This is a genomic window from Mycobacterium sp. NGS34 (assembly GCF_059812845.1).
The window spans coordinates 668,579-692,850 of the sequence record NZ_JCALDM010000002.1; the positions used below are offsets into that span (position 1 = coordinate 668,579).

Annotated in this window: 21 protein-coding genes and 1 tRNA gene; 10 read left to right on the forward strand and 12 right to left on the reverse strand. The window is 67.0% G+C overall.

Annotated features, from left to right (window positions below):
- Positions 1-51: 51 nt before the first annotated feature.
- Together AC5Y7V_RS08140 and AC5Y7V_RS08145 are read right to left on the reverse strand one after the other, a co-directional pair.
- Complete coding sequence (locus AC5Y7V_RS08140) at positions 52-1,077, reverse strand: TIGR03617 family F420-dependent LLM class oxidoreductase (RefSeq protein ID WP_499879488.1); 1,026 nt, start codon at positions 1,075-1,077, stop codon at positions 52-54.
- Positions 1,078-1,102: 25 nt separating this feature from the next.
- The gene (locus AC5Y7V_RS08145) at positions 1,103-2,077 is read right to left on the reverse strand and encodes a GlxA family transcriptional regulator (protein WP_499879489.1); all 975 of its coding nucleotides are present in this window, start codon (positions 2,075-2,077) and stop codon (positions 1,103-1,105) included.
- A 79-nt stretch (positions 2,078-2,156) separates the two neighbouring features.
- Between AC5Y7V_RS08145 and AC5Y7V_RS08150 the strand changes: the two genes are divergently transcribed.
- From AC5Y7V_RS08150 to AC5Y7V_RS08160, 3 genes are read left to right on the forward strand one after another with little or no spacing between them, the layout of a single operon-like run.
- Positions 2,157-2,807: an HD domain-containing protein gene (locus AC5Y7V_RS08150; protein ID WP_499879490.1), complete on the forward strand. Its 651-nt coding sequence runs from the start codon at positions 2,157-2,159 to the stop codon at positions 2,805-2,807.
- Between the two features lie 17 nt (positions 2,808-2,824).
- On the forward strand, positions 2,825-3,529 hold the full coding sequence (locus tag AC5Y7V_RS08155) for a nitroreductase family protein (protein ID WP_499879491.1): 705 nt from the start codon (positions 2,825-2,827) through the stop codon (positions 3,527-3,529).
- A gap of 24 nt (positions 3,530-3,553) precedes the next feature.
- Positions 3,554-4,090, forward strand: coding sequence for a cupin domain-containing protein (locus AC5Y7V_RS08160; protein WP_499879492.1), 537 nt, complete (start codon positions 3,554-3,556; stop codon positions 4,088-4,090).
- Between the two features lie 3 nt (positions 4,091-4,093).
- On the opposite strand, the gene AC5Y7V_RS08165 is transcribed toward AC5Y7V_RS08160, so the two are convergent.
- From AC5Y7V_RS08165 to AC5Y7V_RS08180, 4 genes are all read right to left on the reverse strand, one after another.
- Positions 4,094-4,864, reverse strand: coding sequence for an IclR family transcriptional regulator (locus AC5Y7V_RS08165; protein WP_499879493.1), 771 nt, complete (start codon positions 4,862-4,864; stop codon positions 4,094-4,096).
- A gap of 90 nt (positions 4,865-4,954) precedes the next feature.
- On the reverse strand, positions 4,955-6,721 hold the full coding sequence (gcl, locus tag AC5Y7V_RS08170) for a glyoxylate carboligase (RefSeq protein ID WP_499879494.1): 1,767 nt from the start codon (positions 6,719-6,721) through the stop codon (positions 4,955-4,957).
- Positions 6,722-6,725: 4 nt separating this feature from the next.
- Positions 6,726-7,610 carry a 2-hydroxy-3-oxopropionate reductase gene (locus tag AC5Y7V_RS08175; RefSeq protein ID WP_499879495.1) on the reverse strand — a complete coding sequence of 295 codons (885 nt, stop codon included), beginning with the start codon at positions 7,608-7,610 and terminating at the stop codon, positions 6,726-6,728.
- Complete coding sequence (locus tag AC5Y7V_RS08180) at positions 7,607-8,467, reverse strand: hydroxypyruvate isomerase family protein (RefSeq protein ID WP_499879496.1); 861 nt, start codon at positions 8,465-8,467, stop codon at positions 7,607-7,609. Before AC5Y7V_RS08180 ends, AC5Y7V_RS08175 begins: the two co-directional genes overlap by 4 nt.
- A gap of 248 nt (positions 8,468-8,715) precedes the next feature.
- Between AC5Y7V_RS08180 and AC5Y7V_RS08185 the strand changes: the two genes are divergently transcribed.
- The 5 genes from AC5Y7V_RS08185 (at position 8,716) to AC5Y7V_RS08205 (ending at position 13,675) form a co-directional block, all read left to right on the forward strand.
- The gene (locus tag AC5Y7V_RS08185) at positions 8,716-10,086 is read left to right on the forward strand and encodes an FAD-binding oxidoreductase (protein ID WP_499879497.1); all 1,371 of its coding nucleotides are present in this window, start codon (positions 8,716-8,718) and stop codon (positions 10,084-10,086) included.
- Positions 10,087-11,784, forward strand: a complete 1,698-nt coding sequence (locus AC5Y7V_RS08190; RefSeq protein ID WP_499879498.1) for an L-lactate permease — start codon at positions 10,087-10,089, stop codon at positions 11,782-11,784. It abuts the gene before it with no gap.
- Positions 11,784-12,929 (forward strand): glycerate kinase, encoded by a 1,146-nt coding sequence (locus AC5Y7V_RS08195; protein WP_499879499.1) that lies wholly within the window; start codon positions 11,784-11,786, stop codon positions 12,927-12,929. Before AC5Y7V_RS08190 ends, AC5Y7V_RS08195 begins: the two co-directional genes overlap by 1 nt.
- Positions 12,922-13,533 (forward strand): DsbA family oxidoreductase, encoded by a 612-nt coding sequence (locus AC5Y7V_RS08200; protein WP_499879500.1) that lies wholly within the window; start codon positions 12,922-12,924, stop codon positions 13,531-13,533. The genes AC5Y7V_RS08195 and AC5Y7V_RS08200 overlap by 8 nt, the downstream gene beginning before the upstream one ends.
- 65 nt (positions 13,534-13,598) lie before the next feature.
- A tRNA-Met gene (locus AC5Y7V_RS08205) sits at positions 13,599-13,675 on the forward strand.
- A 320-nt stretch (positions 13,676-13,995) separates the two neighbouring features.
- Here AC5Y7V_RS08205 and AC5Y7V_RS08210 read toward each other — a convergent pair.
- Complete coding sequence (locus AC5Y7V_RS08210; RefSeq protein ID WP_499879501.1) at positions 13,996-15,195, reverse strand: cytochrome P450; 1,200 nt, start codon at positions 15,193-15,195, stop codon at positions 13,996-13,998.
- Between the two features lie 296 nt (positions 15,196-15,491).
- Here AC5Y7V_RS08210 and AC5Y7V_RS08215 point away from each other — a divergent pair, with 296 nt between their 5' ends.
- A complete protein-coding gene (locus tag AC5Y7V_RS08215; RefSeq protein WP_499879660.1) occupies positions 15,492-16,178 on the forward strand; it encodes a TetR/AcrR family transcriptional regulator in 687 nt (228 codons plus the stop codon).
- Between the two features lie 37 nt (positions 16,179-16,215).
- Here the strand turns inward: AC5Y7V_RS08215 and AC5Y7V_RS08220 are convergent, their stop codons facing one another.
- The 5 genes from AC5Y7V_RS08220 to AC5Y7V_RS08240 all read right to left on the reverse strand — a co-directional run bounded on the left by AC5Y7V_RS08220 (position 16,216) and on the right by AC5Y7V_RS08240 (position 22,802).
- Entirely contained in the window at positions 16,216-17,514 is a 1,299-nt protein-coding gene (locus AC5Y7V_RS08220) for a cytochrome P450 (RefSeq protein ID WP_499879502.1), read from the reverse strand.
- Positions 17,515-17,524: 10 nt separating this feature from the next.
- On the reverse strand, positions 17,525-18,217 hold the full coding sequence (locus AC5Y7V_RS08225) for an alpha/beta hydrolase fold domain-containing protein (protein WP_499879503.1): 693 nt from the start codon (positions 18,215-18,217) through the stop codon (positions 17,525-17,527).
- A gap of 266 nt (positions 18,218-18,483) precedes the next feature.
- A complete protein-coding gene (locus AC5Y7V_RS08230; RefSeq protein WP_499879504.1) occupies positions 18,484-20,313 on the reverse strand; it encodes an FAD-binding oxidoreductase in 1,830 nt (609 codons plus the stop codon).
- A gap of 10 nt (positions 20,314-20,323) precedes the next feature.
- Positions 20,324-21,937: a benzoylformate decarboxylase gene (gene mdlC, locus AC5Y7V_RS08235; RefSeq protein ID WP_499879505.1), complete on the reverse strand. Its 1,614-nt coding sequence runs from the start codon at positions 21,935-21,937 to the stop codon at positions 20,324-20,326.
- 37 nt (positions 21,938-21,974) lie between these two features.
- Positions 21,975-22,802 (reverse strand): alpha/beta hydrolase, encoded by an 828-nt coding sequence (locus tag AC5Y7V_RS08240; RefSeq protein ID WP_499879506.1) that lies wholly within the window; start codon positions 22,800-22,802, stop codon positions 21,975-21,977.
- A 114-nt stretch (positions 22,803-22,916) separates the two neighbouring features.
- On the opposite strand from AC5Y7V_RS08240, the gene AC5Y7V_RS08245 reads away from it, so the two are divergent.
- On the forward strand, positions 22,917-24,107 hold the full coding sequence (locus tag AC5Y7V_RS08245; protein ID WP_499879507.1) for a PucR family transcriptional regulator: 1,191 nt from the start codon (positions 22,917-22,919) through the stop codon (positions 24,105-24,107).
- The last annotated feature ends 165 nt before the right edge of the window (positions 24,108-24,272 follow it).

A 24,272-nucleotide genomic window follows, 5' to 3' on the forward strand; every position in this document is an offset into this window, starting at 1 on the left:
TTTGTACGCCGACACGCCGTAAACCGCGGCATTCTGCGCACGCTCGCCGCGCTATGTGCCCTGCAACTGCCGGGCCACGTCGCCGTAGCGCTCGAAGCGCTCGTGGTTGCCCTGGGCTCCAAAAGCGTTGTAGAGCACCAACCGCGTGGCGATCCCGCCGTACTTCTCGGTGAGCGCGTCGGCCAGGCTGTCCCACGTCGACTCGGTGGCGAAGGCGGCGACGTGCTCGTCGCTGATCTGGGCCGCCATGCCGGCGAAGTCCCCGGCCTTCTGCTTCTCGCGGATGCGTGCCGTCGTCCCCTCGAACCCGGCCTCGTCCCAGATGAACGCATAGTTGGGGGTGCTGCCGTAGAAGGACATGCTGGCGCGCACCGACTCGCGTTCGTTGTCGCGCTCTTCGTCGGTGTCCCCGACGATGGTCATCACCGGCACGATCACCGCGATGTCCGACGGCGCGCGGCCCGCCTTCGCCGCCCCGTCCGCGATGTTGGGCACGACGTGACGGGCGAGGTAGCCCGGCTCGCCGAGCGGGTGGACGTGCACGCCGTCGGCCACTTCGCCCGCCATCCGGAGCATCCACGGATTCACCGCCGCCACATCGACTTTCGGGTCCGGCGCGTCGATGGGCCCGGCGCTCCACTGCGGGGTGATGAAGTCGAGATCGTAGAACTCGCCGTGGTGATCGAGGGTGCCCGTTCGGAAGGCGGTGAAGCACGACTTCACCGCGAGCACGTAGTCGCGCAGCCGCGGGCCGGGGCGCTCAAAGGCCATGCCGTAGCGCCGCACGACGTGCGTGCGCACCTGGGTGCCGAGACCGAGCCGGAACTTTCCGCCGGTCGCTTCCTGAAGCTCCCAGGCGGTGGCCGCGGTGATGAAGGGGCTGCGCGGGAAGGCGACCGCGACGCCCGTCGACAGCTCCAGGCCCGGCGCGGCCTGCGAGGCGACGGCGGCGTTGAGGTAGGGCGTGCGTCCCGTCTCGGTCAACAGCAGGCCGGAGAAGCCGGCGGCCTGGGTGCGGCGGGCCAGGTCACCGACCCGGTCCAACGGCTGCGGGACCGCCATCACATCGATGTGCATGGCCGAACAGTATGCCTCCGGCCGCTCAGCCGCGGGACGCGGTCCGGAATCTGTCCCGGTAGGCCTTCGGCGAGACGCCGAGGTGGTCGACGAACACGCGCCGGAGGGTTTCGGCGCTGCCGAACCCGGCGATGCGCGCCGTGTCGGCGACGCTGCGGCCGGCGTCGAGCGCGGCGCGGGCGGCGTCGATGCGCACCATCTCGACGTAGCGGGCCGGCGTCGTGCCGAGTTCGGACTGGAACAGCCGGGTCAGCTGCCGCGTGCTCAGGGAGGCCTGCGCGGCAAGCGTTTTCACGCTGTGGTTGGCCGCCGGGTCGGCCGCGATCGCCTCGGTGACCTTGCGCAGCGGGGATTGTGGCGGGGGCTCGGCCTCGACCAGTGTCGAGAATTGCGACTGGCCGCCCGCCCGCTTGAGGTAGACGACCAACCACCGGGCCACGTCGCGGACCAGTTCGGTGCCGTGATCCATTTCGACCAGCGCCAGCGCCAGGTCGATGCCCGACGACACCCCGGCCGAGGTGAAGACGTCGCCGTCGCGGACGAACAGCGCGTCCGGCTCGACGGCGACGTCGGGGAAGGCCCGGGCGAACAACCGGGCGTCATGCCAATGCGTGGTGGCGCGCCGGCCGTTGAGCAGGCCGGCCTGCGCGAGGATGAACGACCCGGTGCAGATCGAGGCCAGGCGCCGGGTGCGCTCCGCGGCCGACTTGACCGCGTCGACGAGCGCGGGATCGATCGCCCGTCGCGGCAGGTTGTCGCTGCCGGCGACCAGGATGATGTCGGCCGACTCGATCGACGAAAGGGCGTCCGTGACGCCCAGTCTGGTGCCGATTGAGGTCGTGACGTCCCGGCCGTCCACCGACGCGATCTTCAGCTCATAGTCGGCGCCGAATCGGTTGGCCTCGGCGAACACCTCGCCCGCCCCCGCAACGTCCAGCATCGTCACGTCGTCGAAGACGACGATGACCACAACCCGCGACCGCGCACTGGCTTCCGCCACCGACTCATTGTCGCAATCTGGGGTAAAGACGGCTCAATTGCCATGGGTCGACGGGTCCTCGCGCCAGCACACTGGTCGCATGTTTACTCAGCCGATGGAAACCATCGCCGACATCGTCATCCCGGACACCCCGCTCGTGCGCGAGGTCACCGAGTACATTCGCGACGTCGAAGACGATTTGCTCTTCGACCATTCCCGCCGCGTGTTCCTGTTCGGCGCGCTCCAGGGCCGCCGCCGGGGACTGCAACCGGACCTGGAACTCCTCTACGCCGGGGCGATGTTTCACGACATTGGCCTCACCGAGCGCTACCGCACCTCAACCCTGCGCTTCGAGGTGGACGGAGCCAACGCGGCGCGCGATTTCCTGCTGCAACACGGCGTAGACAAGGCCGACGCCAACAAGGTGTGGCTGGGCATCGCGCTGCACACGACGCCCGGCATCCCCGAGTTCCTCGAACCCGAAATCGCCTTGGTCACAGCGGGTGTCGAGACCGACGTGGTCGGCGTCGGCCTCGAGGCCCTGGACCCGGAGGCGATCGCCGCGGTGACCGCCGCCCACCCGCGTCCCGACTTCAAGAACCGCATCCTGGCGGCCTTCAACGACGGCATGAAGCATCGCCCCGACACGACCTTCGGGACGATGAACGCCGACGTGCTGGCGCACTTCGACCCGACGTTCAAGCCCGGGAACATGGTCGACCTCATCCTCAGCAACGGCTGGCCCGAATAACGGAAAGGAGCGGGCAAATGGAGATCCACGAGGCGCTGTACACGACCAGGATGATGCGGCGGTTGCGGCCGGACCCGATCCCGCTGGACGTGCAGGCCCGCATCCTCGACGCGGCCGTCCGCGCACCCAACGGCGGCAACACCCAACGCTGGCACTTTGTCGCGGTCGACGATCCCGAGCTCGTCCACGAGTTCGGCGAACTGTTCCGGCAGGCCCGCGCCCTCGAATACGAGAAGTTCCGCACGGGGCAGGGGCCGATGGTGGTGCCGGGGCCCGGCTCGGACCCGGCCGCGCACGCCGAGACGATGCGCCGAATCAAGGGCTCCGGCAACTACCTGGCCGACCACTTCGACGAAGTTCCCCTGTTGCTCTTCGTGTTCGCGATCGACGATCTCGGCGGCGCCAACATCTATCCCGCGATCTGGAGCGCACTGCTCGCCGCCCGGGCGGAGGGCGTCGGCGGCGTCATGACGATGGTGCTCAACAACTTCCGGGACAAGGTCAACGAGATGCTGGGCGTGCCCGTCGAGGAAGGCTGGAAGATGTCGGCCATGCTGACCCTCGGCTACCCACTGGGAAAGTGGGGCGTGGCGGCCAATCGCCGCCCCGTGCACGAGGTTTCGTCACGGAACCATTGGGACGCGCCGTTCGGTGTCGTGGTGCCGCAACCGCTATGGTCACCTCAAGACGACATGGCGACCGGCCTGGCCGCCGTGGGATGAAGCCGAAAACGGGAGGGTGAGCAGATGGACGAGGCGAATGGTATCCCGGTCACGGTGGTGCAGCCCGGAGAGGGCGATTCCGTAGCTCTGCCCGGTTTCGGTGCGGTGTTCAAGCTGTCCAGCCGCAACAACGGCGGCGAGGTGTCCATCGTCGAACACCCCTTCGCGGTCGGCGTCCTCACCGCCGCGCACCGGCACACCCGCGAAGACGAGCATTCGATCGTGCTGGCCGGCGAGATCGGATTCCGCTCCGACGACAGCGAGGTGGTTCTCGGTCCGGGTGGATACATCACCAAGCCGCGCGGGCAGATGCACGCGATGTGGAACGCCGGCAGCGAGCCCGGCCGCATCGTCGAGATCATCACCCCCGGCGGATTCGAAAACTACTTCCGCGAGCTCGGTGAGCTGCTCGTCGAACACGCGAACGACCCCGTCGGCAAGGTCCTGCACGACTTGCCCGAATTTGGTGAATTGGCAGCCAAATACGGTCTGACGTACGGGAACCCGGACTGGATGGACGACATCAGGCGGCGCTACGGACTGAACCCGCCGTCGCACTGAGCCCTACCCGGCGGCCTCCCTGTCGAACTCCGAGGCGATGTCGCGGGCGACGCGCTTCAGCAGGGGGGTGACCTCGGTGGCGGATTTCAGCGTGACGCGCGCCGCGGGGCCGGAGATCGAGATCGCCGTCAACGACGGCGCGTCGGGCACCGGCACGGCGAAACACCGCACGCCCACCTCCTGCTCGCCCTCGTCGACGGCGTAGCCGCGCGACCGGCACAGCTCGATGTCGGAGAGCAACTCCTTGGGGGTCGTGTGGGAGTTCTCGGTCGCGGCGGGCATCCCGGTTCGTGCCACCAGGGCGCGCACCGCGTCGTTGGGCAGCTGCATCAGCAGCGCCTTGCCGACGCCGGTGCAATGCGGGTAGACCCGGCGGCCCACCTCGGTGAACATCCGCATCGAGTGCGGCGAGGGCACCTGCGCGACGTAGACGGCCATGTCGTTGTCCATCAGCGCCATGTTCGCCGTCTCACCGGTGCGTTCCACCAGCTCGAGTAGGTGCGGCCGTGACCAGGTGCCGACGAGGTGCGCCGCGCTCTCGCCGAGCCGGATCAGCTTGGGCCCCAACGAATAATGCCGGTTGGGCAGCTGCCGCAGGTAACCCATGCCCAACAGGGTGCGCGCGAGCCGATGGATCGTCGGCGCCGGCAGGTCCGCCCGCGCCGCGAGGTCGCCGAGCGCGCCGGTCCCGCCCATGGTCGCCAGGATCTCCAGCAGCTCGAACGCCCGCTCTACCGACTGAACGCCGCCCGTACGTGCAGCTTCGCGAGCCATCACCGCTTCCGATCCAGCCCCGAGGGCCCGTCATCCCGCCTGCGCTTTTTCGTATCACGAAATTGGCGCCGGCAGCAAGCAGCCCGCCGGTCAGTCGGAGGGCAGCGTCGCGAGCTCGTCGTATTCGGTGATGTTGTCGATCTCGCTGCCCATCGCGATGTTGGTGACCCGCTCCAGGAACACCTCGACGACGACCGGGACCTTGTGTTCGCGCGCCAGTTGTTGCGCCCGGCTCAGCGCCGGGCCGATGTCGGACGGTTCGGTGACCTGAATGGCCTTGCAGCCCAACCCTTCCACGACGCTGCGGTGGTCGACGCCGTATCCCTTGGGCAGGTCGCTGTCCCCGGTTTCCTGGGCGTTGATGTTGTCGAAGGCCAGCGAGACGCAGTAGTCCATGTCGAAGTTCAGCTGGGCCTGCCGGATGAGCCCGAGGTAGGAGTTGTTCACCACCACATGGACATAGGGCAGGTTGAACTGCGCGCCGACGGCCAGTTCCTCGATCAGGAATTGGAAGTCGTAGTCGCCCGACAAACCCACAACAGTCGCGGTCGGGTCGGCGGCGACCACCCCCAGTGCGGCGGGCACGGTCCAGCCGAGCGGGCCGGCCTGGCCGCAGTTGATCCAATGCCGGGGCTTGAACACGTTGAGGAATTGGCCGCCGGCGATCTGCGAGAGCCCGATCGCCGTGACGTAGCGGACGTCGCGGCCGAAGGCGCGGTTCATCTCCTCGTACACGCGCTGCGGCTTGATCGGAACGTCGTCGAAGTGGGTCTTGCGGTGCAGGGTTTCCTTGCGATGCCGGCAGGCGGCGACCCAGCCGCTCCAGTCCGGCAGCGAGCCGGCGGCGGCTCGCGCCGCCCCGAGCGCCACCAGCAGCTCCAGCGCCGCCCTGGCGTCCGAGACGATACCGAGGTCGGGCGGAAACACGCGGCCGATCTGGGTGGGCTCGATGTCGATGTGCACGAAGCGGCGGCCGCGCCGGTAGGTGTCCAGCCCGCCGGTGTGGCGGTTGGCCCAGCGGTTTCCGATCCCGAGCACGAAATCGGACTCGAGCATGCTCGCGTTGCCGTAGCGATGCGCGGTCTGCAGCCCGACCATGCCGGCGGCCAGCGGATGGTCGTCGGGGATCGCGCCCCAGCCCATCAGCGTGGGCACGACGGGGACGTTGAGCACCTCAGCCAGCTCGACGAGCAGGTCGCACGCGTCGGCGTTGATGATGCCCCCGCCCGCGACGATGAGCGGGCGCCGCGCCGTCTGCAGCATGTCGAGCGCCTTGTTGATCTGCGCCGGGCCGGCACAGGGCTTGTAGACGGGCAGCGGGGCGTAAGCCGTTGGGTCGAAGTCGATCTCGGCGAGCTGCACGTCGATGGGCAGGTCGATCAGCACCGGCCCGGGCCGGCCCGACCGCATCAGGTGAAACGCCTGGGCGAACGCGCCGGGCACCTGTCCGGGCTCCAGCACCGTCATGGCCATCTTGGTCACCGGCGCCGCGATCGACGCGATGTCGACGGCCTGGAAGTCCTCCTTGTGCAGCCTGCTCACCGGCGCCTGCCCGGTGATCGCCAGGATCGGGATGGAATCCGCGCTGGCCGAATACAACCCGGTGATCATGTCGGTGCCCGCCGGGCCGGAGGTGCCGACGCAGACGCCGATGTTGCCGGGCGCGGCGCGGGTGTACCCCTCGGCCATGTGGCTGGCGGCCTCGACGTGGCGGGCCAGCACGTGCCTGATCCCGCCGTGGGCGCGCATCGCCGAATAGAAGGGGTTGATCGCCGCGCCCGGCAGGCCGAACGCCTGTGTGGCACCCTCGATCTCGAGAATCCTGACGGCCGCGTCGACCGTGCATATCCGCGTCATGGCGCTAGCTTTCCCCGCGTCCCGACAGGCGCTCGACGCCCAGCAGCAGGCCCGAGTGATCGAGCGCCCCGTCGCCGTTGGCGAGCGCGGACGCCATCAATTGGGCCACGACGGCGCCCAGCGGGATGACGACGTCGACCTCGCGGGCCGCGTCGGTCACGATGCCCATGTCCTTGTTGTGCAACTCGATCCGGAAGCCCGGGTCGAAGTCGCGGGCCAACATCTTCGCAGCCTTTTGATCGAGGACCGCCGAGCCGGCCAGGCCGCCGCCCAGCACCGTGACCGCCGCGTCGAGGTCCACCCCGTAGGCCCGCAGGAAGGTCATCGCCTCGGCGAGGAGTTCGATGTTGCCCGCGACGATCAGTTGATTGGCGGCCTTGACGGTCTGACCCGCCCCGCTCGGGCCGACGTGGACGATCGTCTTGCCGACGACCTCTAAAATTGGCTTGGCGGAGTCGAAGTCACGGTCGATGGCGCCGACCATGATCGACAGCGACGCGTTCCTGGCGCCGGCCTCCCCGCCGGAGACCGGCGCGTCGATCATGCGCAACCCCCGTCGCCGCGCCTCCTCCGCCAGCTCCCTGCTGACGTCGGGGCGGATCGAGGAGAAGTCGATCACCAGCGTGTCGGGCTGGGCGTGCGCGAAAACCCCGCCGTCCGAGGACAACACGTCGCGCACATCGGGGGAGTCGGGAACCATGACGGCCACCACGTCGGCGTCCTTCACCGCCTCCGCGATCGACTCCGCCGCGACCCCGCCGGCCTCGACCAGCGCGGCGGCGCGCTCCGGCGAACGGTTGTAGCCGACGACACGGTGGCCGGCCCGGGCCAAGTGGCACGCCATGGGGCTGCCCATGATGCCCAACCCGATGAAAGCGATGGTGCTCATTTGTTCCTCATTCCCGCTTGTGCCGCAAGGGATTCGATGTTGACGCCGCCGCGGCACCGCTCGGCCTTGGCCAGCCAGTCGAAAGTGTCGGGCCGGCTGGGCTTGTACTCCAGGCCGATATACCCGTCGTAGCCGCGGTCGAGCAGTATCCCGACGTATTTGTCGAGCGCGATCTCGCCGGTTCCCGGCTCGCCGCGACCGGGCGCGTCCGCGATCTGGACGTGGCCGACCCGGTCGGCGTGCGCGTGCAGGGCGGCCGTCACGTCATCGCCGTTGACGTACAGGTGGTAGAGATCGGCCAGCACGCGCAGGTTTTCGTACCCCGACCGGCTGCGCACGCGCTCGACGACCCGGACCGCGTCCGCCGCGGTCCTGACGGGGTAGCGCGGCGCGCCGCTGACCGGCTCGATCAGCACCGTCGCGCCGATGCGTTGGGCGGCCTGCGCCGCATAGGCGAGATTCTCGGCCGCCACGTCGTCCTGGGCCGCCGGCGAAAAGCCCTCGATGCGGTTGCCGTACAGCGCATTGAAGGCCCGGGTACCGAGCGACTTCGCGATCTCGACGGCGACGTCCACGCTGTCCCGGAACGCGGTCACCGACGCGGGGTCGGACACGATGCCCCGGTCGCCGGCCGGCATGTCACCCGCCGCGAAGTTCAGCCCGCTCAGCTGAACGCCGGCGTCGCGGATCGCGCGGACGAACGGATCCACGTCGCCGTCCGGCGGCGCCGCCTCGGCGAACGGCCACCAGAACTCCACCGCCTCAAAGCCCGCCTGCCGGGCCGCCGCCGGCCGCTTGAGCAGGGGCAGATCGGTGAACAGGATCGAACAGTTCACCGTGTAGGTCGCAGGCGACACGGCACTCCCCTCCGATAGTGATTCCGTAATACGAAATAGATAAGTCAAATAACGGAATCAGTGAAGGCCTCCCTCGGGACCGTTGTCAACCGCCGCGCAGCCGGATTTCCGGTGATGGCCGGTCAGGCGCGGTGAAATTGGCGAAAGGACTTACTGACAACCGGGGTTTCCTTTGACAGGCAAAAGTGAGCCATGCCACGGTGGCAATCACGAAATAACAATTCCGACATACGAAATGGAACTCGCGAATGACGGCACTGGACGAACGCGCCGGTGAGGTGCTCACCGGCATCCCAGACGTGCTTGTGCTCACCGACCCGGACGTGGTCGAGAGCTATCGACAAGATCGGGCCAAGGATCCGGACGCCGGTCGCCCGTTGGCGGTGGTGCGCGCCCGGAGCACCCAGGACGTCCAGGCGGTGCTGCGCTGGGCCAGCGCTTCCGGCATCCCGGTCGTGCCCCGCGGCGCGGGCTCCGGTCTGTCGGGCGGCGCCACGGCCGTCGACGGCGGCATCGTGCTCACCACCGAGCTGATGCGCGACATCGACGTCGACCCGGTGACGCGCACCGCGGTGGTGCAGCCCGGGCTCATCAACGCCGACGTCAAACGAGCCGTCGCCGAGCACGGTCTGTGGTATCCCCCCGACCCGTCGTCGTTCGAGTTCTGTTCCATCGGGGGCAACGCCGCAACCAACGCCGGGGGCCTGTGCTGTGTGAAGTACGGCGTCACAACCGATTACATCCTCGGACTGGAAGTGGTCCTGGCCGACGGGACGGTCGTGCGCCTCGGCGGGCCGCGCCTCAAGGACTCGGCCGGCTTGTCGCTGACCAAGCTGTTCGTGGGCAGCGAGGGGACGCTCGGCGTCATCACCGAGGTGACGCTGCGGCTGCTGCCGCCCCAGCCGCCGGCCAGCACCGTGGTGGCCTCGTTCGCCTCGGTGCGCGACGCGACCGAAGCGGTCTGCAACATCACCCGGGTCATGCGGCCCGCGATGCTCGAGTTCATGGACCGCACCGCGATCGGAGCGGTCGAAAGCCACCTCCGGATGGGCCTGGATCTCGGCGCCCGCGCGATGCTCATCGCGCAGTCCGACTCGCCCGGCGACCGAGAAAACGAAATGGCCTTCATCGCACAGGCGTTCACGCACGCCAACGCCACCGACGTGTTCGCCACCGACGACCCGAACGAGGGCGAGGCCTTCACGGCCGCGCGACGATTCGCCATCCCGGCCGTTGAGCGCCTCGGCGACCTCCTGCTCGAGGACGTCGGGGTGCCACTGCCGGCGCTCCCGGCGCTGATCGAGGGCATCGAGGCCATCGCGGACCGGCGTGGCATCGTCTGCGCGGTCATCGCCCATGCCGGCGACGGCAACACTCACCCGCTGATCGTGCACGACCCGACCGACGCCGACCAGTCTCGGCGCGCGCACCTGGCCTTCGGCGAAATCATGCACCTGGCAATCGAACTCGGCGGCACCATCACCGGCGAGCACGGCGTGGGCCGGCTCAAGAAGGCCTGGCTGCCGGATCAGGTGGGCCCCGACGTGATGGAACTTACCCGGCGCATCAAGGCGGCCCTGGATCCGCAGAACATCCTCAACCCCGGGGCGGTGCTCTAGATGTTTCAGCCCGACTACACGCCCGTCGCCCATTCCCTCGGCTGGAGCGCCGCCGTCGCGGCGGTGCCGCTGGTCATCATGTTCGTCCTGCTGGGCGGCCTCCGGGTGCGGGCGCCCATCGCGGCCGCCGTCGGGGTCGCCACCGCGGCGCTGATCGCGTGGGGGGTCTATCACATGCCCGCGGCCCAGGTCGCCGACTCGGCCGCGCTCGGGTTCGCCTACGGCATGTTCCCCATTATGTGGTTGGTGCTCAACGCGATCTGGATCTACAACCTGACCGTGCAGACCGGGCATCGCGACGTGCTGTGCAGGTCCATGGCGTCGATCTCCCCGGACCACAGGATTCAGGCCGTCATCGTGGCCTTCTGCTTCGGCGCGCTCATCGAGGGCCTGGCCGGCTTCGGCACCCCGGTGGCCATCACGTCGCTGATGTTGGTCGCGCTGCGCTTCGCGCCGCTGAAGGCCGCCGCCGTGGCGCTGGTGGCCAACACCGCCCCGGTGGCCTTCGCCTCCTTGGGGATTCCGATCGTCGCGCTGTCGGGGGTGACCGGGCTGTCGCTCGACACACTCGGTGCGATGGTCGGGCGGCAGACCCCGATCCTGGCGTGCATCGTCCCGTTCATCCTGATCTTCATGGTCGACGGCCGCAACGGCCTCAAGCAGGCGTGGCCGGCGGCCGCGATGGGCGGCGGTGTCTACGCGATCGTCCAATTCCTGTGCTCGAACTTCTTTTCCGTGGAGCTCACCGACATCGCCGGATCGATCATCAGCGCCGGATCCATCGTGCTGCTGCTGCGGGTCTGGCGCCCGAGGGCCCCGCTGGACGGCGCGGAGGTTGCGGACAGGAGCGAAACCGAAGGCGCGGCAGGGCGGTTGAGCCGCCCACACGCCGTGCTCCCGAACGGATCGGTGCTGACCGCCCAGCCGGCGAGCGGGGTGCGCGACGAGGTGGCCGACTCCCGCAGGGACATCCTGCTGGCCTACGCGCCGTACGTGATGGTCACCGTGATCTTCTCGCTGTCGATGTGGAAGCCGTTCACCGCGCTGCTCAAGCGTGGCGGCACTAGCGTCTCCTGGCCCGGCCTGCACGTCGCCAACGCCGCGCACAAGGCCTCGCCGCTGACCATTTACAAGCTCGACTTCCTCGCCGCCGCGGGCACGTTGCTTCTCGTCAGCGGGCTGCTCACCATGCTCGTGCTGCGCACCTCCCCGCGCCAGGCGGCACGGGCGTACGCGCAGGCGGCGATCCAATTGCGCAGCGCTGCAATCACCGTCGGCTTGGTGCTGGCGCTCGCCTACCTGCTGAACCTGTCCGGCGAAACCACCACGCTGGGCCTGTGGATCGCCGGCGCCGGCGGCCTGCTGGGGATCGTCTCGCCGATCATCGGCTGGCTGGGGGTCACGGTCACCGGTTCCGACACCTCCTCCAACTCGCTCTTCGGGGTGCTGCAGGTCAGCGCGGCGCACGCGGCCGGCCTCAGCCCAACCCTGCTGGCGGCGGCCAACTCGTCGGGCGGCGTGATCGGGAAGATGCTCTCGCCGCAGAGTTTGGTCATCGCCACCGCGGCGGTGCAGATGAAGGGCAAAGAGGGCGACCTGTTCCGCACCGTATTCAAGTGGAGCCTGCTGCTGCTGGCCCTGATGTGTGTCCTGGTGTACCTGCAAAGCACACCGTGGCTCGGCTGGATGGTCGTTTGATGGGCGGCCACATCGTCCTGGCGCCCGACAAGTTCAAGGGGTCGTTGCGGGCGGACGAGGCCGCGCGGGCGATGGAGCAGGGCGTGTGGCGGGCCGACCCGAAGGCGACGATCGTGGCCCTCCCCGTCGCAGACGGCGGGGAGGGCACGCTGAACGCCGTCCTGGCCACCGGGTTTGAGCGCATGCCCGCCTATGTCGGCGGACCGACCGGTGCGGGGGTGCGCACCGCCTACGCGCGGAGGGGCAGGCGCGCGGTCATCGAGCTGGCCGACGTCTGCGGCCTGCAGCGGCTGCCGTCCGCGACGCCGGCGCCGATGACCGCCACCACCTACGGGTTGGGCAGCATGATCGGCCGCGCGCTCGACGACGGTTGCCGCGACATCGTCGTCACCGTCGGGGGCAGCGCGAGCACCGATGGCGGCGCCGGCATGCTCGTCGCGTTGGGTGCCGAAATCCTTGACCACCATGGCAATCCGGTCCCGCCCGACGGTCACGGTCTGGCGCGGGCCGATCGGCTCGACCTGAGCGGGCTGCATCCCGCCATCGGGCGGAGCGCCTTCACGCTCGCCGCCGACGTGGACAACCCGCTGTGCGGCCCGCACGGCGCCGCGATCGTCTACGGGCCCCAGAAGGGAGCCGACGGCGACCAGGTGGCCGCGCTCGACCGCGGCCTGTCCCGATGGGCGGACATCGTCGACCGGGCGACCGGCACCGACTGCCGAAACCAACCCGGCGCCGGCGCCGCGGGCGGCGTCGGATTCGCGGCGCTGTCCGTCCTGGGTGCACGCATGCGTCCCGGCATCGAAATGATCCTCGAACTCATCGAGCTGGACCGAAACCTGTTGGGCGCCAAGGTGGTATTGACCGGGGAAGGATCGCTCGACGTCCAATCCCTGCGCGGCAAGGCGCCCATCGGCGTGTCCCGGCGTGCCCACCGGCACGGCGTGCCGACGTTCGCCATCGCCGGGGTGTCGACCCTGACCGGTGCGCAGGCCCGCGCGGCCGGCTTCGCCGCCGTCCGCACGCTGAACGAATTGGAGCCCGATCTGCGGCGCTGCACCACGCACGCCGCCGGCCTGCTGACGCGCGCCACCGAAGCGCTGATCCGGGAATCCACGCCGCGCGGGGGAGGAAGCGATGAGTGAGCCCTACTACGACGAACGCACCGTGCTGCACTGGTACGACTTCGCGTGCCCGTTCTCCTATGTCGGGCAGCACCGGACCGCCATCCTCGCCGAAGCCGGGTTCGACGTGGTCCTGCTGCCGTTTCAGGCGCACCCGGGAATCCCGCCCGGCGGCGTGCCGATGAGGTTCGGCCACGGGCCGCGGCACGCGATGATCGAGCGGCAGGCCCGGGCGGTCGCGATGCCGCTGCGCTGGCCCCGGCGGATACCGCACAGTCGCAGGGCGCTGGCCGCCGCCGAGTGGACGCGGCTGAATGAGCCCGACGCGTTCGCCGAACTGCGCCGCCGGCTGTTCGACGCGCACTTCGTATTCGGCGAGGACATCGACGATCAGGCTGTCATCGACCGGCACGCGCTCCTGGCCGGCGTCGACGTCGGCCACTTGCACGCCGCCCTCGCCGACGGCAGCGCGGCGGCGGCCGTCGGGCAGGCCGAGTGGGTCGCGCGGCACCGCGGCGTCGACGGCACGCCGGCCTGGCTGGTCGACGGGCGATTGATGGTCGGCCTGCAGCCGGTGGGCGACTTCCGCTGCCTCGGCGCACTGACCGCGCGCGTGCGCCGCTGAGAATGGGCTGGTCAGGCAGCGATTTGGCCGCCGCGACGTGCGTTCGGTAACCTGTCATTTACCAACGCGGGGTGGAGCAGCTCGGTAGCTCGCTGGGCTCATAACCCAGAGGTCGCAGGTTCGAATCCTGTCCCCGCTACCAGCGGAAATGGCTCCCGGAGACTTCTTCGGGGGCCATTTTCATGCCCGTTGGGGATTTTGGGAACATTAGGGTCGCTAACAACAGCGGGTACAACGCCCCCACGGAATGTGTTCGTTCGCGCATTTGCGCTCCACCCTGCCTACTTCGGGGTGGTAGTTGGCGCATGACAGTGCAGGCGGGGCGCGATTGGAGGGCCGCATCGCGGTCACGCAATTGCTGCAGAGGTTCGAAAGTCTGGAGATCACCGTCCCCCGGAACAGACTGCGACTGCGTCCCATCGTGTCGCTACGGGGCCTGGAATCCTTGCCGATGCGTCTGAGCTAGATGAACGAGGGCATCGATTCCCAGCCTCGGACAGCCGACGCTGACGATAAGTGCGCGTTCTGGGTGTCGATGTCCCATTCGGGGAAGCGCTTGAGGATTTCCTCGAGTGCGATTCGTGCCTCCAGCCTGGCGAGTGCCGCTCCGAGGCAGAAGTGAGCGCCCACGCTGAATGCCAGGTGTTGACGCGGCTGCCGATGGATGTTGAATTGATCTCCGTCAGGGGGGAATTGGCGATGGTCGCGGCAAGCTGATGCGATCAGCGGCATCATGACGCTGCCGTCGGGCACCGTGTGGCCGTACCACTGGGTATCACGGGTGACGTAGCGGGCCAGGTGCGGTACGGGGGGTTCGTAGCGCAGCAGTTCCTCGATGGTCTGTGGGATCAACCGATGGTTGGCTGCGATTTCGCGCCGCTGGTCGGGATGGTCGGCGAGAACCTTTCCGGCCCAGCCGAGGAGTCGGGTGGTGGTCTCGTTGCCTGCGGAGGCGACGAGGCTGATGTAAAGCAGGATTTCGTCACGGGTCAGTTTTCGGCGGACTCCTGTCTCGTCGTCGAATTCGACGTTGAGGAGTTCGGTTGTGATGTCGTCGGAGGGGTGTTCGGCGCGCCAGTCGAGATAGGCGGCGAACACCTCGTCGTAGTGGACGCCTTCCGAGGCCAGGGTCATGGGTTGGCCGGCCTCGGTGAGCAACGCGGCATTCGAGCGTTCCCGGACTTGTTCTTGGTCGTCTTCGGGAATGCCGACCAGCATTCCGATAACTCTCATCGGCATCTGAGCGCCGAGATCGGCGATGAAATCGAAACGTCCAGTGCCGACGAGAGGGTCGAGACACTGTGCGCAAAACGCGCGAATCTTGTCCTCGAGTTCGGCGATCTTGCGGGGGGTGAACATCCGCGCGAGCAATTTACGATGAATGTCATGAACCGGTGGGTCTTCGAAAACGATGATGCCGGGTGGTATCTCGATGTTGGCCTTGATCACTTCGAGGATCATTCCGCGTGCTGAACTGAAGGTGTCGGTGTCGACAAGCGCACGACTCACGTCCTGGAAACGACTGAGCGCGTAGAAGTCGTATTGCTCGTTGTAGTACAGCGGCGACTCCTCGCGCAGCCGCCGGAACACCGGGTAAGGATCGGCCAGAAGTTCCACATCGTAGGGGTCGTACCGAATGTCGTTGACCTCCGTTACGGTCATGGCCCGTCCTCCTGGTGCAGTGGAACCTGCCGCGATCCCTTGAGCTATCACAGCAGACCTAACGCCAACTGACAAGACAAATCGACGCAGTGTGTTGTGTCAGCGTCTGACCGTTGCGGATCCCCGCAGTGTGTCGAAGAGGGCTGCTGTTGGCAGTTGCGCGCTGTTACCAACGATTTCGTACGGTTAGTATTGCGTGAAGAGGGAAGATGTGTTGACACGCGGCTCGGTGTCGCAATACGTTTACCTTCAGATTGTCATGCCGCAGGAGACTGAATCATTGATGGGGCGTGTCCGTGCGTAGCCATGGATGGTCGGGTCACACACCGACCTCGGATGAGGAAGCCGTCAATAGGATTCTCGACGCGGTTGACTCCCTGATTGCTGACGGCGGATCCGCCATCCGCATCAGCGATTTAGCCCGGGTTCTCGGGGTGAGCCGACAGACCATCTACCGCTACTTTCCCGGCGCCGAAGCGTTAGTGGTCGGCAGCCAGATGAGGGCTGCCAACGGGTTTCTTGATCGTCTAGCCGATCATCTGCGTGGGTGGACGAACCCGGCGGCTGCCGTCGTCGAGGGCGTGGCCTTCGCGGCTGAGGAGTTCGCCGACGACCCGCTGATGGCGCGCGTGCTGGAGGCTCGGCTACCTGGTGGCACGTCGGCCTCGTTCACCGCCGGCGCGGCATTTGGCCTCGGGCGGGAGATGTTCCGACGATATGACGTCGACTGGGCAGGCCATGGCTTCGACCAGGATGCGATTGACAATCTCATCGAACTCGCTGTGCGCACACTGCAGTCGGTTCTGCTCGATCCTCCCGCGCGGCCATTCAACTCAGCAGCACTCCGGAGTCTCTTGGCCAGATGGCTAGGACCGGCGGTGCTCTACCACGAGTTGGCCCACGACATTCACGCCTTAACCGCCGTCGCGCAGGCCAGCCGACAAGCGCCACCAAGCGCTCGCGATTCCGTCAAACTGGCGTGAGGCAGCGCGCATCGACACCGAGGCGCCTTGCGCGTCATCAGTGGCGAGGTGCTAATCGAATGTTGATGCGCGCGTGGTCCAGCGTCAGAGGCAGCGGTTGGTGTGGGTGGAGGTCGGCATCGGTCGCCGCCGGGCTGCGTTCGCTCAGCAGTGCTGTCAAAACGGCGGCGCCGAGTTGCAGCGCAAGATCTGCTCCGGGACATCCTTGCGGGCCGTGACTGAAGAAGTTGAATGACCACGAGGCGTTCGCGGGACCTTCGGTCCAGGCGGTGGGATTGAAGTCATCGGCCTCGGGGAGGCGACTGGTGTCGCGGTGGTTGAAGGTGTTGACGATCATGATTTGGGTTCCTTCAGGCACTGTCTCGCCATCCCAGTCGGTGGCCTGGGTGAGGGTTCGGGCGAGTACGGGCGTACTGGGCCAGAGTCGCATCGCTTCGGACAGGCAGCCGACCAGGTAGTCGGGGCTGTTCTGTTCGTCGATCCCGTTCTGTGCCTTGGTGACAATGGCGGGGTGAGCGGCCAGCAGCGCCAGGCAACGCCAGAGGTTGATGGCCAGGGTGTCGCCCATCGCGAACATCCAATGGATGACCTGATGGGTGGGATGAGTGATGTCGCTGGTGGGTGCCGCGTCGAAGAAGCCGACCAGGCTGTCTGCGTCTGCGGCTTGAACGTAGCGGTCCAGGGCGGCCAGGAAGGCGTCGAAGAGCTTCGGGTCGCCCTTACCGGGAGGGTTGGCCTTCCTCATCAGCGTCGTTAGTTGTGTCGATATTTGTGTGTCGTGTGTTGCGTTGTCGCCGAGAATGATTCGCCGCGCAACTCGTTGTATCGCGCGGTGGAATCGTGTCCAATCAAGGTTGTCAGGCATCGACCTGGCTTCCTCGTGAGCGACCGCAATGCAGCGATCGGTGATCGCGCCGCTGCCGGTGGCGTGCGCCAGGACGGTGTCGGTGAATCGGCGGCGGTCCGACCAGTGGCTGCCTCGGGAGATGGTCAGGGCGTGTGGCTGAAACTTGTTCATCCCGGACAGCTTGGGTTCGGGGTCGGAGGCGAAAGGCTCTGGCGCGTGGGAGAGTACGAAGCGGATTTGATCGGGGCCGAAGACGACCAGTGTCGGCTTGCCTGCCACGTTCACCCAAATCGGCCCGTCACCGTAGCGGCCGCGCAGTGCAGTGAGCAGTCGGTGTGCTCTGCGGGCGACACCGAGTAGGTTCAGCGCGGTTGTTACGGCGGGCCTGCGGCTGAAGAGGCCCTCAGCCAGATTGGGTAGTGCCACCAGCGCGGTGAAACGCAGGCTCTCAGATGTGGTGGTGTGGGGGAAGGCGAGTGTGCGGCTCATCGAAGGGCTTCTAGTGGAGGTGGCGACGGTCGTCGTGGTGCCGCGGCGCGTTGAGGGCGGCGCCGATGTGGTCGAGCAGTGCGTGTCGTGCGGGCTTGGCCTCGGGTACCGGCAGTAGCGGGTAGACGTGAATTGCCCCGGGCTGTTCGTGGTAGGTGATGCGGTCGGCGCCGATGCGCTCGCGCAGCCGCCGGCAGTCGGCGAGGAAGATGTCGCGGTCGCCGACGTAGAGGTCGATTGGTGGAAGGTTGTGCACGTCACCGAAGATGGGGCTGACACGGTTGTCGCCTGCCGGTAGGTGTCGGGCCCAGATTCGGCCGCACTCGCGCAGACCGGGAACCGCCAGCCAGGGGTCGCGCTTGGCGATGGTGGGTATGGCGGGATTGGTCAGTGCGATGTCGAGCCAGGGACTGATCAGGGTGAGTCCGAGGGGTGGGGTGGCACCTTCGTTGATGGTCGTTTGGGTGGCTGCCAGTGCCAGGCCCGCTCCGGAGGAGTCACCGGCCAGGTAGATAGGGCCGTCCTGCGCGGCTCGGCCCGTCACTTTCCGCAGAAAGTGAATCGCTTCCTCGGCGCAGTGTTGTGGCGCGAGCCCGTAGAGGGGCACGTGTACCGGGCGCCGGGTCGCGTCGGCGATCGCGCAGATCAGTTTCCAGTGGGCGGGCTCGATTTGGTTGACATAGGCGCCTCCGTGGACGTACACCACTGATGGCCCGGCTGTAGCAATCGGCTGACCGCTCGCGGATTGCACTGTGTAGCAGCAGAATCCACCGATGATGTCGCGGCCCAGTTGGTAGCGAGCTGACGCGGCGAGTCGCGGGGGTGGTCCGCTGCTTGTTTTGGGCCGCCCGAGGTAGGCGCGCGCACTTTGCGGTGTCGCATAAGTGCGGGGTCGGCGTATGAGGCGCCCGTAGGCCGCGATGGCGTGCATCTGCCAGGACATGAGTGTGGGTTACAGCAGTCGCGGCGTCAGCGGGTAACGGCAATCTTGAACACGGCGCGCGTGATCGTTCCGAATGCGTTGTTGCCGCCGATGAATAGGCGTTTGGTGTCATAACCGGCGACGTCTTTCATGTTTTGGCCCCCGAAGCGGGCCGCGGCGGCGCCGTCGGGCAGGACGACGTCGACGCCGAGCAGGCCGTGACGCACAGCGAGGCGTTCCTCACCGGTGGCGTTGGCGATCAGTTCTCCGACGGTGCGTTCAGTGCGCTGGATCGGGATGGCGGGGCACGTCACGCCTTGCTCGTCGAGTTTCCGCGAGAGTTCGCCGAGGGTGACTGCGGCGCCGACCACCAGGTTCAAGTTGCCTGTGTTGACCTCGACCGTGGTGTCGCCGCCGTCGGCGGGCGCGGCCGAACCAGGACGACGGTCCAGCGCGGCGCGCACCGCGGCCTCAAACGCGGGCAGCGCGGGCTCTTCTGGTGACACTCCGGGCAACATGATGCCGGGATTGAAGCGTTGTGCGGGGTCGAAGACCTGCTTGAGGACGCGCTGGGCTGCGATCTCGACCGGGCTGAAGCGTTTGGTCATGAACTGGATCTTCTCGGTGCCTACACCGTGCTCGCCGGTGATGGTGCCACCCAGTCTCAGTGCCGCTTCGATGATTTCGTTGTTGGCGGCCTCGAGAGCTGCGGCGGCTTTGGGGTTCTCCTTGTCGTAGAACGTGGTCGGGTGTAGGTCACCATCGCCGGCATGTCCGGTTACGGCGATGAACAGCAGGGCGTCGGAATGCCGCTTGGCGGCATCCTGGATCGCCTGCTGCATCTCCGGGATGTGTTGGCGCGGGACGGTGACGTCGCCGATGAAAAAGCCTTTTCCGCTGTGCACGACGGCGTCCGGGGCATGCAGGCGCCCGTACCACAGCTTGGCGCGGGCATCGTCGTCATCGGCGCGACGCACCTCGACAGCGTGTTGGCGTAACACTGTTTCCACGATCTCGGCGTCGCGGTCGACCTCGTCGGCGGTGCCGTCGACGTCGATGAGCACGATGGCGTCGGCGTCGGTGGGATAGCCGGTGTCGGTGAACTGCTGCAGCCCGGCGATACCGGCGCGGTCGAGCCATTCGACCGCCGCGGGCACGGTCCCGGTCTGAATGATCGCGGCGATGGTTTCGGCCGCCTGCCGGGCTGTACCGAAGCTGCCCATCAGGCTGCGGGTGACCGGCGGGATGGGCCGCAGCGCCACGGTCGCCTCGGTCAGTATGCCCAGGGTGCCTTCCGACCCGATGAGCACACCCAGCAGGTCCGGGCCGTGGTCGTCGGCGCTGAACTGTACTACCGATCCGTCGGCGAGCACCGCCTCCACGGCCAGGACGTGGTTGTAGGTGACCCCGTATTTGAGAGCGTGTGGCCCGCCGGCGTTTTCGATGATGTTGCCGCCGATTGTCGCCAGATGTGCCGATACCGGGTCCGGTGAGAACACCAGCTTGTGCGGGGCCAACCGCTCCTGGAGATCGGAGTTGATCACCCCGGGCTGCACCCGTGCGGTGCGAGCCCTCGGGTCGATGTCAAGAACCTGATTCATCTTCGTCAGGTCGATTACCACGCGATCTGAATCGGCCATGACTCCGGCACTGCAATTCGACGCGCCGCCGCGGGTGACCAACGAGACATCCTGTTGTGCCGCGACTTTGACGATTGCGACGATTTCTTCGCGGGTGCGGGGACGCAGCACCAAGCCGGGCCGCCGGCCGAAACCCCAGTAGTCCTTTGCGTTTTCGGACAGGGCGGCGGCGTCACTGGCCACCGTGTCACCGCCACCGAGTACGGCGGCGAACGCCGAGACGATCGTGTCATCCATGAGAGTCCTCCTAGCTGCCGAATCCGCCGGCGACGGGTGTGGTGCGCGCGTTGATCAGGGTGGGTCGGTCGCGGTCGGCGATGCCGGCTTGGACCAACTCGTAGACTTCGTCGGAGCTGTGTGCTTCGTGCGCATCGACGCCGTAGCTGGCCGCGGTTCCGACGATGTCGAGGCCCGGGATGTCGAGCCCGGGCACGTTCGGGGTTTTTTCCCAGACGCCGAATTCTTTGACCACCCCGTATTCGGCGTTGGACGCCACCACCACGGTGACCGGGACGTTGTAGCGCGCCGCACTCCACAGCGCGGTGATCGCGTAGTGGATGGAGCCATCACCCATCAGCGACACGACCGGCCGATCCGGTGCCGCGATTTGAGCGCCCACTGATGCGGGGAGCCCCCAGCCGAGTCCGCCGCCCGCGGCGGACAGGTGCGACAGCGGTTTGTGCGGACGGATGCTTTCGGTCATGGGGATCTCGTTGCTGCCGGCTTCGCTGACCCACAGCGTGTCACCGGGTGCGGCGTGGCCGACGGCGGTCCACAGATCCCTGGGCTTGAGCGGCACCTGCGCCGATACCCGCTCGGGGACCGCGGCGCGCGGTGCGGGGGCGCGGCGCTGGGTGGGTTTTACCGTCGCGGCCAGAGCCTTTGCCGCGGTGTGGATGTCGGTGACGATCGCGTCCCCGACGGGGGCGCGGGCGGCCTCGTCGGGATCGTTGGTGATTTGGATCAAAGTTGCGCCCTGGGGCAGGTACGGCCCGGGCACCAACGGGTAGTAGCGGAACACCGCAGTCCCGATCGTCAGGATGAGGTCATGGCCGGTCAGGATCTGCGAGATCCAGCCCGCGCCCGGCGGGAGCGCGCCGTGATAGAGCCGGTGATTCTCCGGGAATCCGCTCCAGCCGGTCAATGGGGCGGTGAACACCGGCGATTCGGTGCGCTCGGCCAGTTCGATCATCGCGTCGTAGGCGTCGTAGCGGTCGATGTCGCCGCCGACGATGATTGCTGGCGAGGTGGCGGCGTCCAATCGTGCCGCGACCTGCTCGGCTAACTCGGTCGGGAAACCGGTCGCGTGGGTCACCGTGCGGTCGCGCACCACGTTGATGTCGGCGAGCTGATCGTCGCTCAGTTCGATCGGCATGTCGTCCATCGGCAGCGAGACGAAAACCGGTCCCATGGGCGGGGTGGTGGCCAGGTGGATTGCGCGGGCCAGCACGGCGGGGGATTCGCTGGCGATCGCCGGTTCGGCAGCCCATTTGACGAAAGGCTTAGGGGTGGTGGTGGGTTCGTGGTTGGTCAGTAGGCAGTACTGGTTTTGCATGTTGCGGCGCTGGTTGCCCGCCGTGATGATCAGCGGCGTCTTGTTGACGTAGGCGTTGTAGATCTGGCCCTGCGCGTTACCCATGCCGGGCGCGGTGTGCAGGTTGACCACAGCGGGACGGCGGGTGATTTGTGCGTATGCGTCGGCCATCCCGACCGGGATCATCTCCTGCAGACCCAGGAAGTAGCGGAAGTCGTCGGGAAAGTCTTGCAGCAGAGCCAATTCAGACGAGCCGGGGTTGCCGAACCAGGTGGTCAGATTGTGTGAGCGGAACAGGTCGAGGATGGCGTCGCGCACAGTGGTCATGGGTGATCATCGCTTTCAGGCCGAATTGCAGGAGGCGTCAGTCGAGTTCCCCGGGCACGGGGTTCAGCGCCCAGTTCAAGGCGAAGTCAGCGACTTCTTCCCATCCCGGTGCGCCGCAGGTGAAGTGGTCTCGCTGGGGGAACAGCTTGTAGGCGGTGATCGCGGTCGAGTGTTTGGCGTTTTTTGTGTAGTTCTCGTGCTGCACTGCGGGCGGCAGGATGTGGTCGTGGCCGCCGGCGATGAAAAGCAGCGGTGCGCGATCGTCGTTGGCGAAGTTGTAGGTGGTGGCGGCGTTGTGCGTAACGTTGGCCAGACCCCCCTGGAACAAGATTCGCGCCGGTACCGGAACCGCGTAACGCTCATAGGCGATCTCCGAATCGGCTGCGGTGAGGGTGTTGGTGAACGCGTAGTGGAATTGCTCTGCTGTGATGGGGACCGCGCGGTGCAGGTTGGCTGGGTTTTTCAATACCGGAAATGTAGCCCGGACCTCTGAGAACGGCAGCGCGTTGATGCCTTTGACAGCGGCACCGTCAATGCTCACCCCGGCTCGCCCGTAACCGGCGTCAAGCAAGAGCTGCACGAAGGTGCCGCCGAACGAGTGGCCCATCAAGATCGGCGGCTCGTCGAGCTCATCAATCAGCTCGGCGAGGTGATCGAAAACCTCGCGCACCCCGAGATCGGCGAGGGGTGCGGGATCCTCGCGCAGCGCGGCGACGCCGGCCGGACCGGGGGCCACGCCCGGATAGCCGGGTGTGAGCACGGTGAAGCCCTGAGCGCGGTAATGCGCAACCCAGTCTTCCCAAGCCAGCGGCGTCATCCATAGGCCGTGGACCAGCACGATGGTCCGATCGGAGGTGGCGTTCATGGGGATTCATCTTTGGTCACTGTGGGTGGGCACCACAATGAACGGCAGCCCGAATTCACGAGCGTGAAACCTGTGCTGGGGCACAGCGCCGCAAGGCGTTCTACGATCCGGTACATGTTGCAGCAACGACCGCTGACGGCCCTCGCCGATCGCGTCCGTCGACAGGCGGACACGGTCGTGACAAGGGTTCTCAATCGTCTCCGCGAGGAAGTTCCCAACTACTTCCCCAGCGACGACGACAGCGGCGAGACTGTTCGGGACAACATCGCCGATTACCTTGCCGAGATGCTGGATTGGATCGACGGTGGCACCGAACCCGACCACACCAGTTTTGATGCCGCAATTCGCCGGCGCGCCAGCCAAGGACTGACGCTGTCCAATTTGTTGCACGCCTACCGCCTGGGGGCGGCGACCATCTGGGATGAGCTCGCACAGCTGGCAGACTCGGACGAGAGTGAAAGAGAAGCGCTGATCGCGGCGACACCGTCCGTCTTCGCTTGGATGAACACCAATTCCCTTCGCGCGCACGCCGTTTTCCGTGAGATCGAGATCCGCGACGCGCGGCGCAACGAGCAAGTTCGAGCCGCCCTGCTCGACACGGTGCTCTTCAACGAATCCAGCAGCGGAGCGGCGTTCTGGGACGCGGCCGCCGCCCTCGGTCTCCCACGGACAGGCCAGCTGACGGTCATCGCGGCCACGAGCGCCACCGCTTCATCGGTCGAACACCCGCCCCCCGACATCGAGACGCTGATCTCCGCGCATCCCGCTGTTCAAGACTCGTGGTTTCGCCTCACATCGCAATCGCAACTGGGGATCGTGTCGCTTCGCCGGAATTACGCCGAAGCGCTGGACGGCATCGCCGACACCATCTGCGCCAAGGCGCCGGTCTTGATTGGTCTCAGCAGCCCCTTCGCCAACATCGCTGACTGCTCGAAAGCCCGCGCCCAAGCACAAGTCGCCGTGTCGGCATCCACGTCCAATCGCCCGAGCACCCGCTACGACCGTGATGTCGTAGCGGTGTTGCTCGCTAGTTCTCCGGACGCCGCCGCATCCGTAGTCATGGCCACCCTCGGGCCAATTCTCGAGTTGCCAGACGACCGTCGTGAACCTCTTCTAATCACGGTCCACACGTGGCTTCGGCTCGGTCAGTCCGTGTCGGCGACGGCCGCCGAACTGCACTGTCACCGCAACACCGTCAACTATCGATTGCGCCGTTTCGCCGAACTCACCGGAAGACCGCTAGCCGACAATTTGTGGTTGGCCCAAGTCGCACTGGCGCTGGAGGCTGCACGCCCCCACCTCTGAAGGTCTGCGTACGGCGATGTCGAAGCCGCCGACCGGGCCATATGGTTCACCTGCGACCAACCGAGCGCCGAATTCGGCGGCTTCAACACGCCCCGTATCACCAGGGTTAGACGCGAATCGGACCACGAGATGGCGAGGTTGCTCGAGCGCCTTGACGTTCCTGAA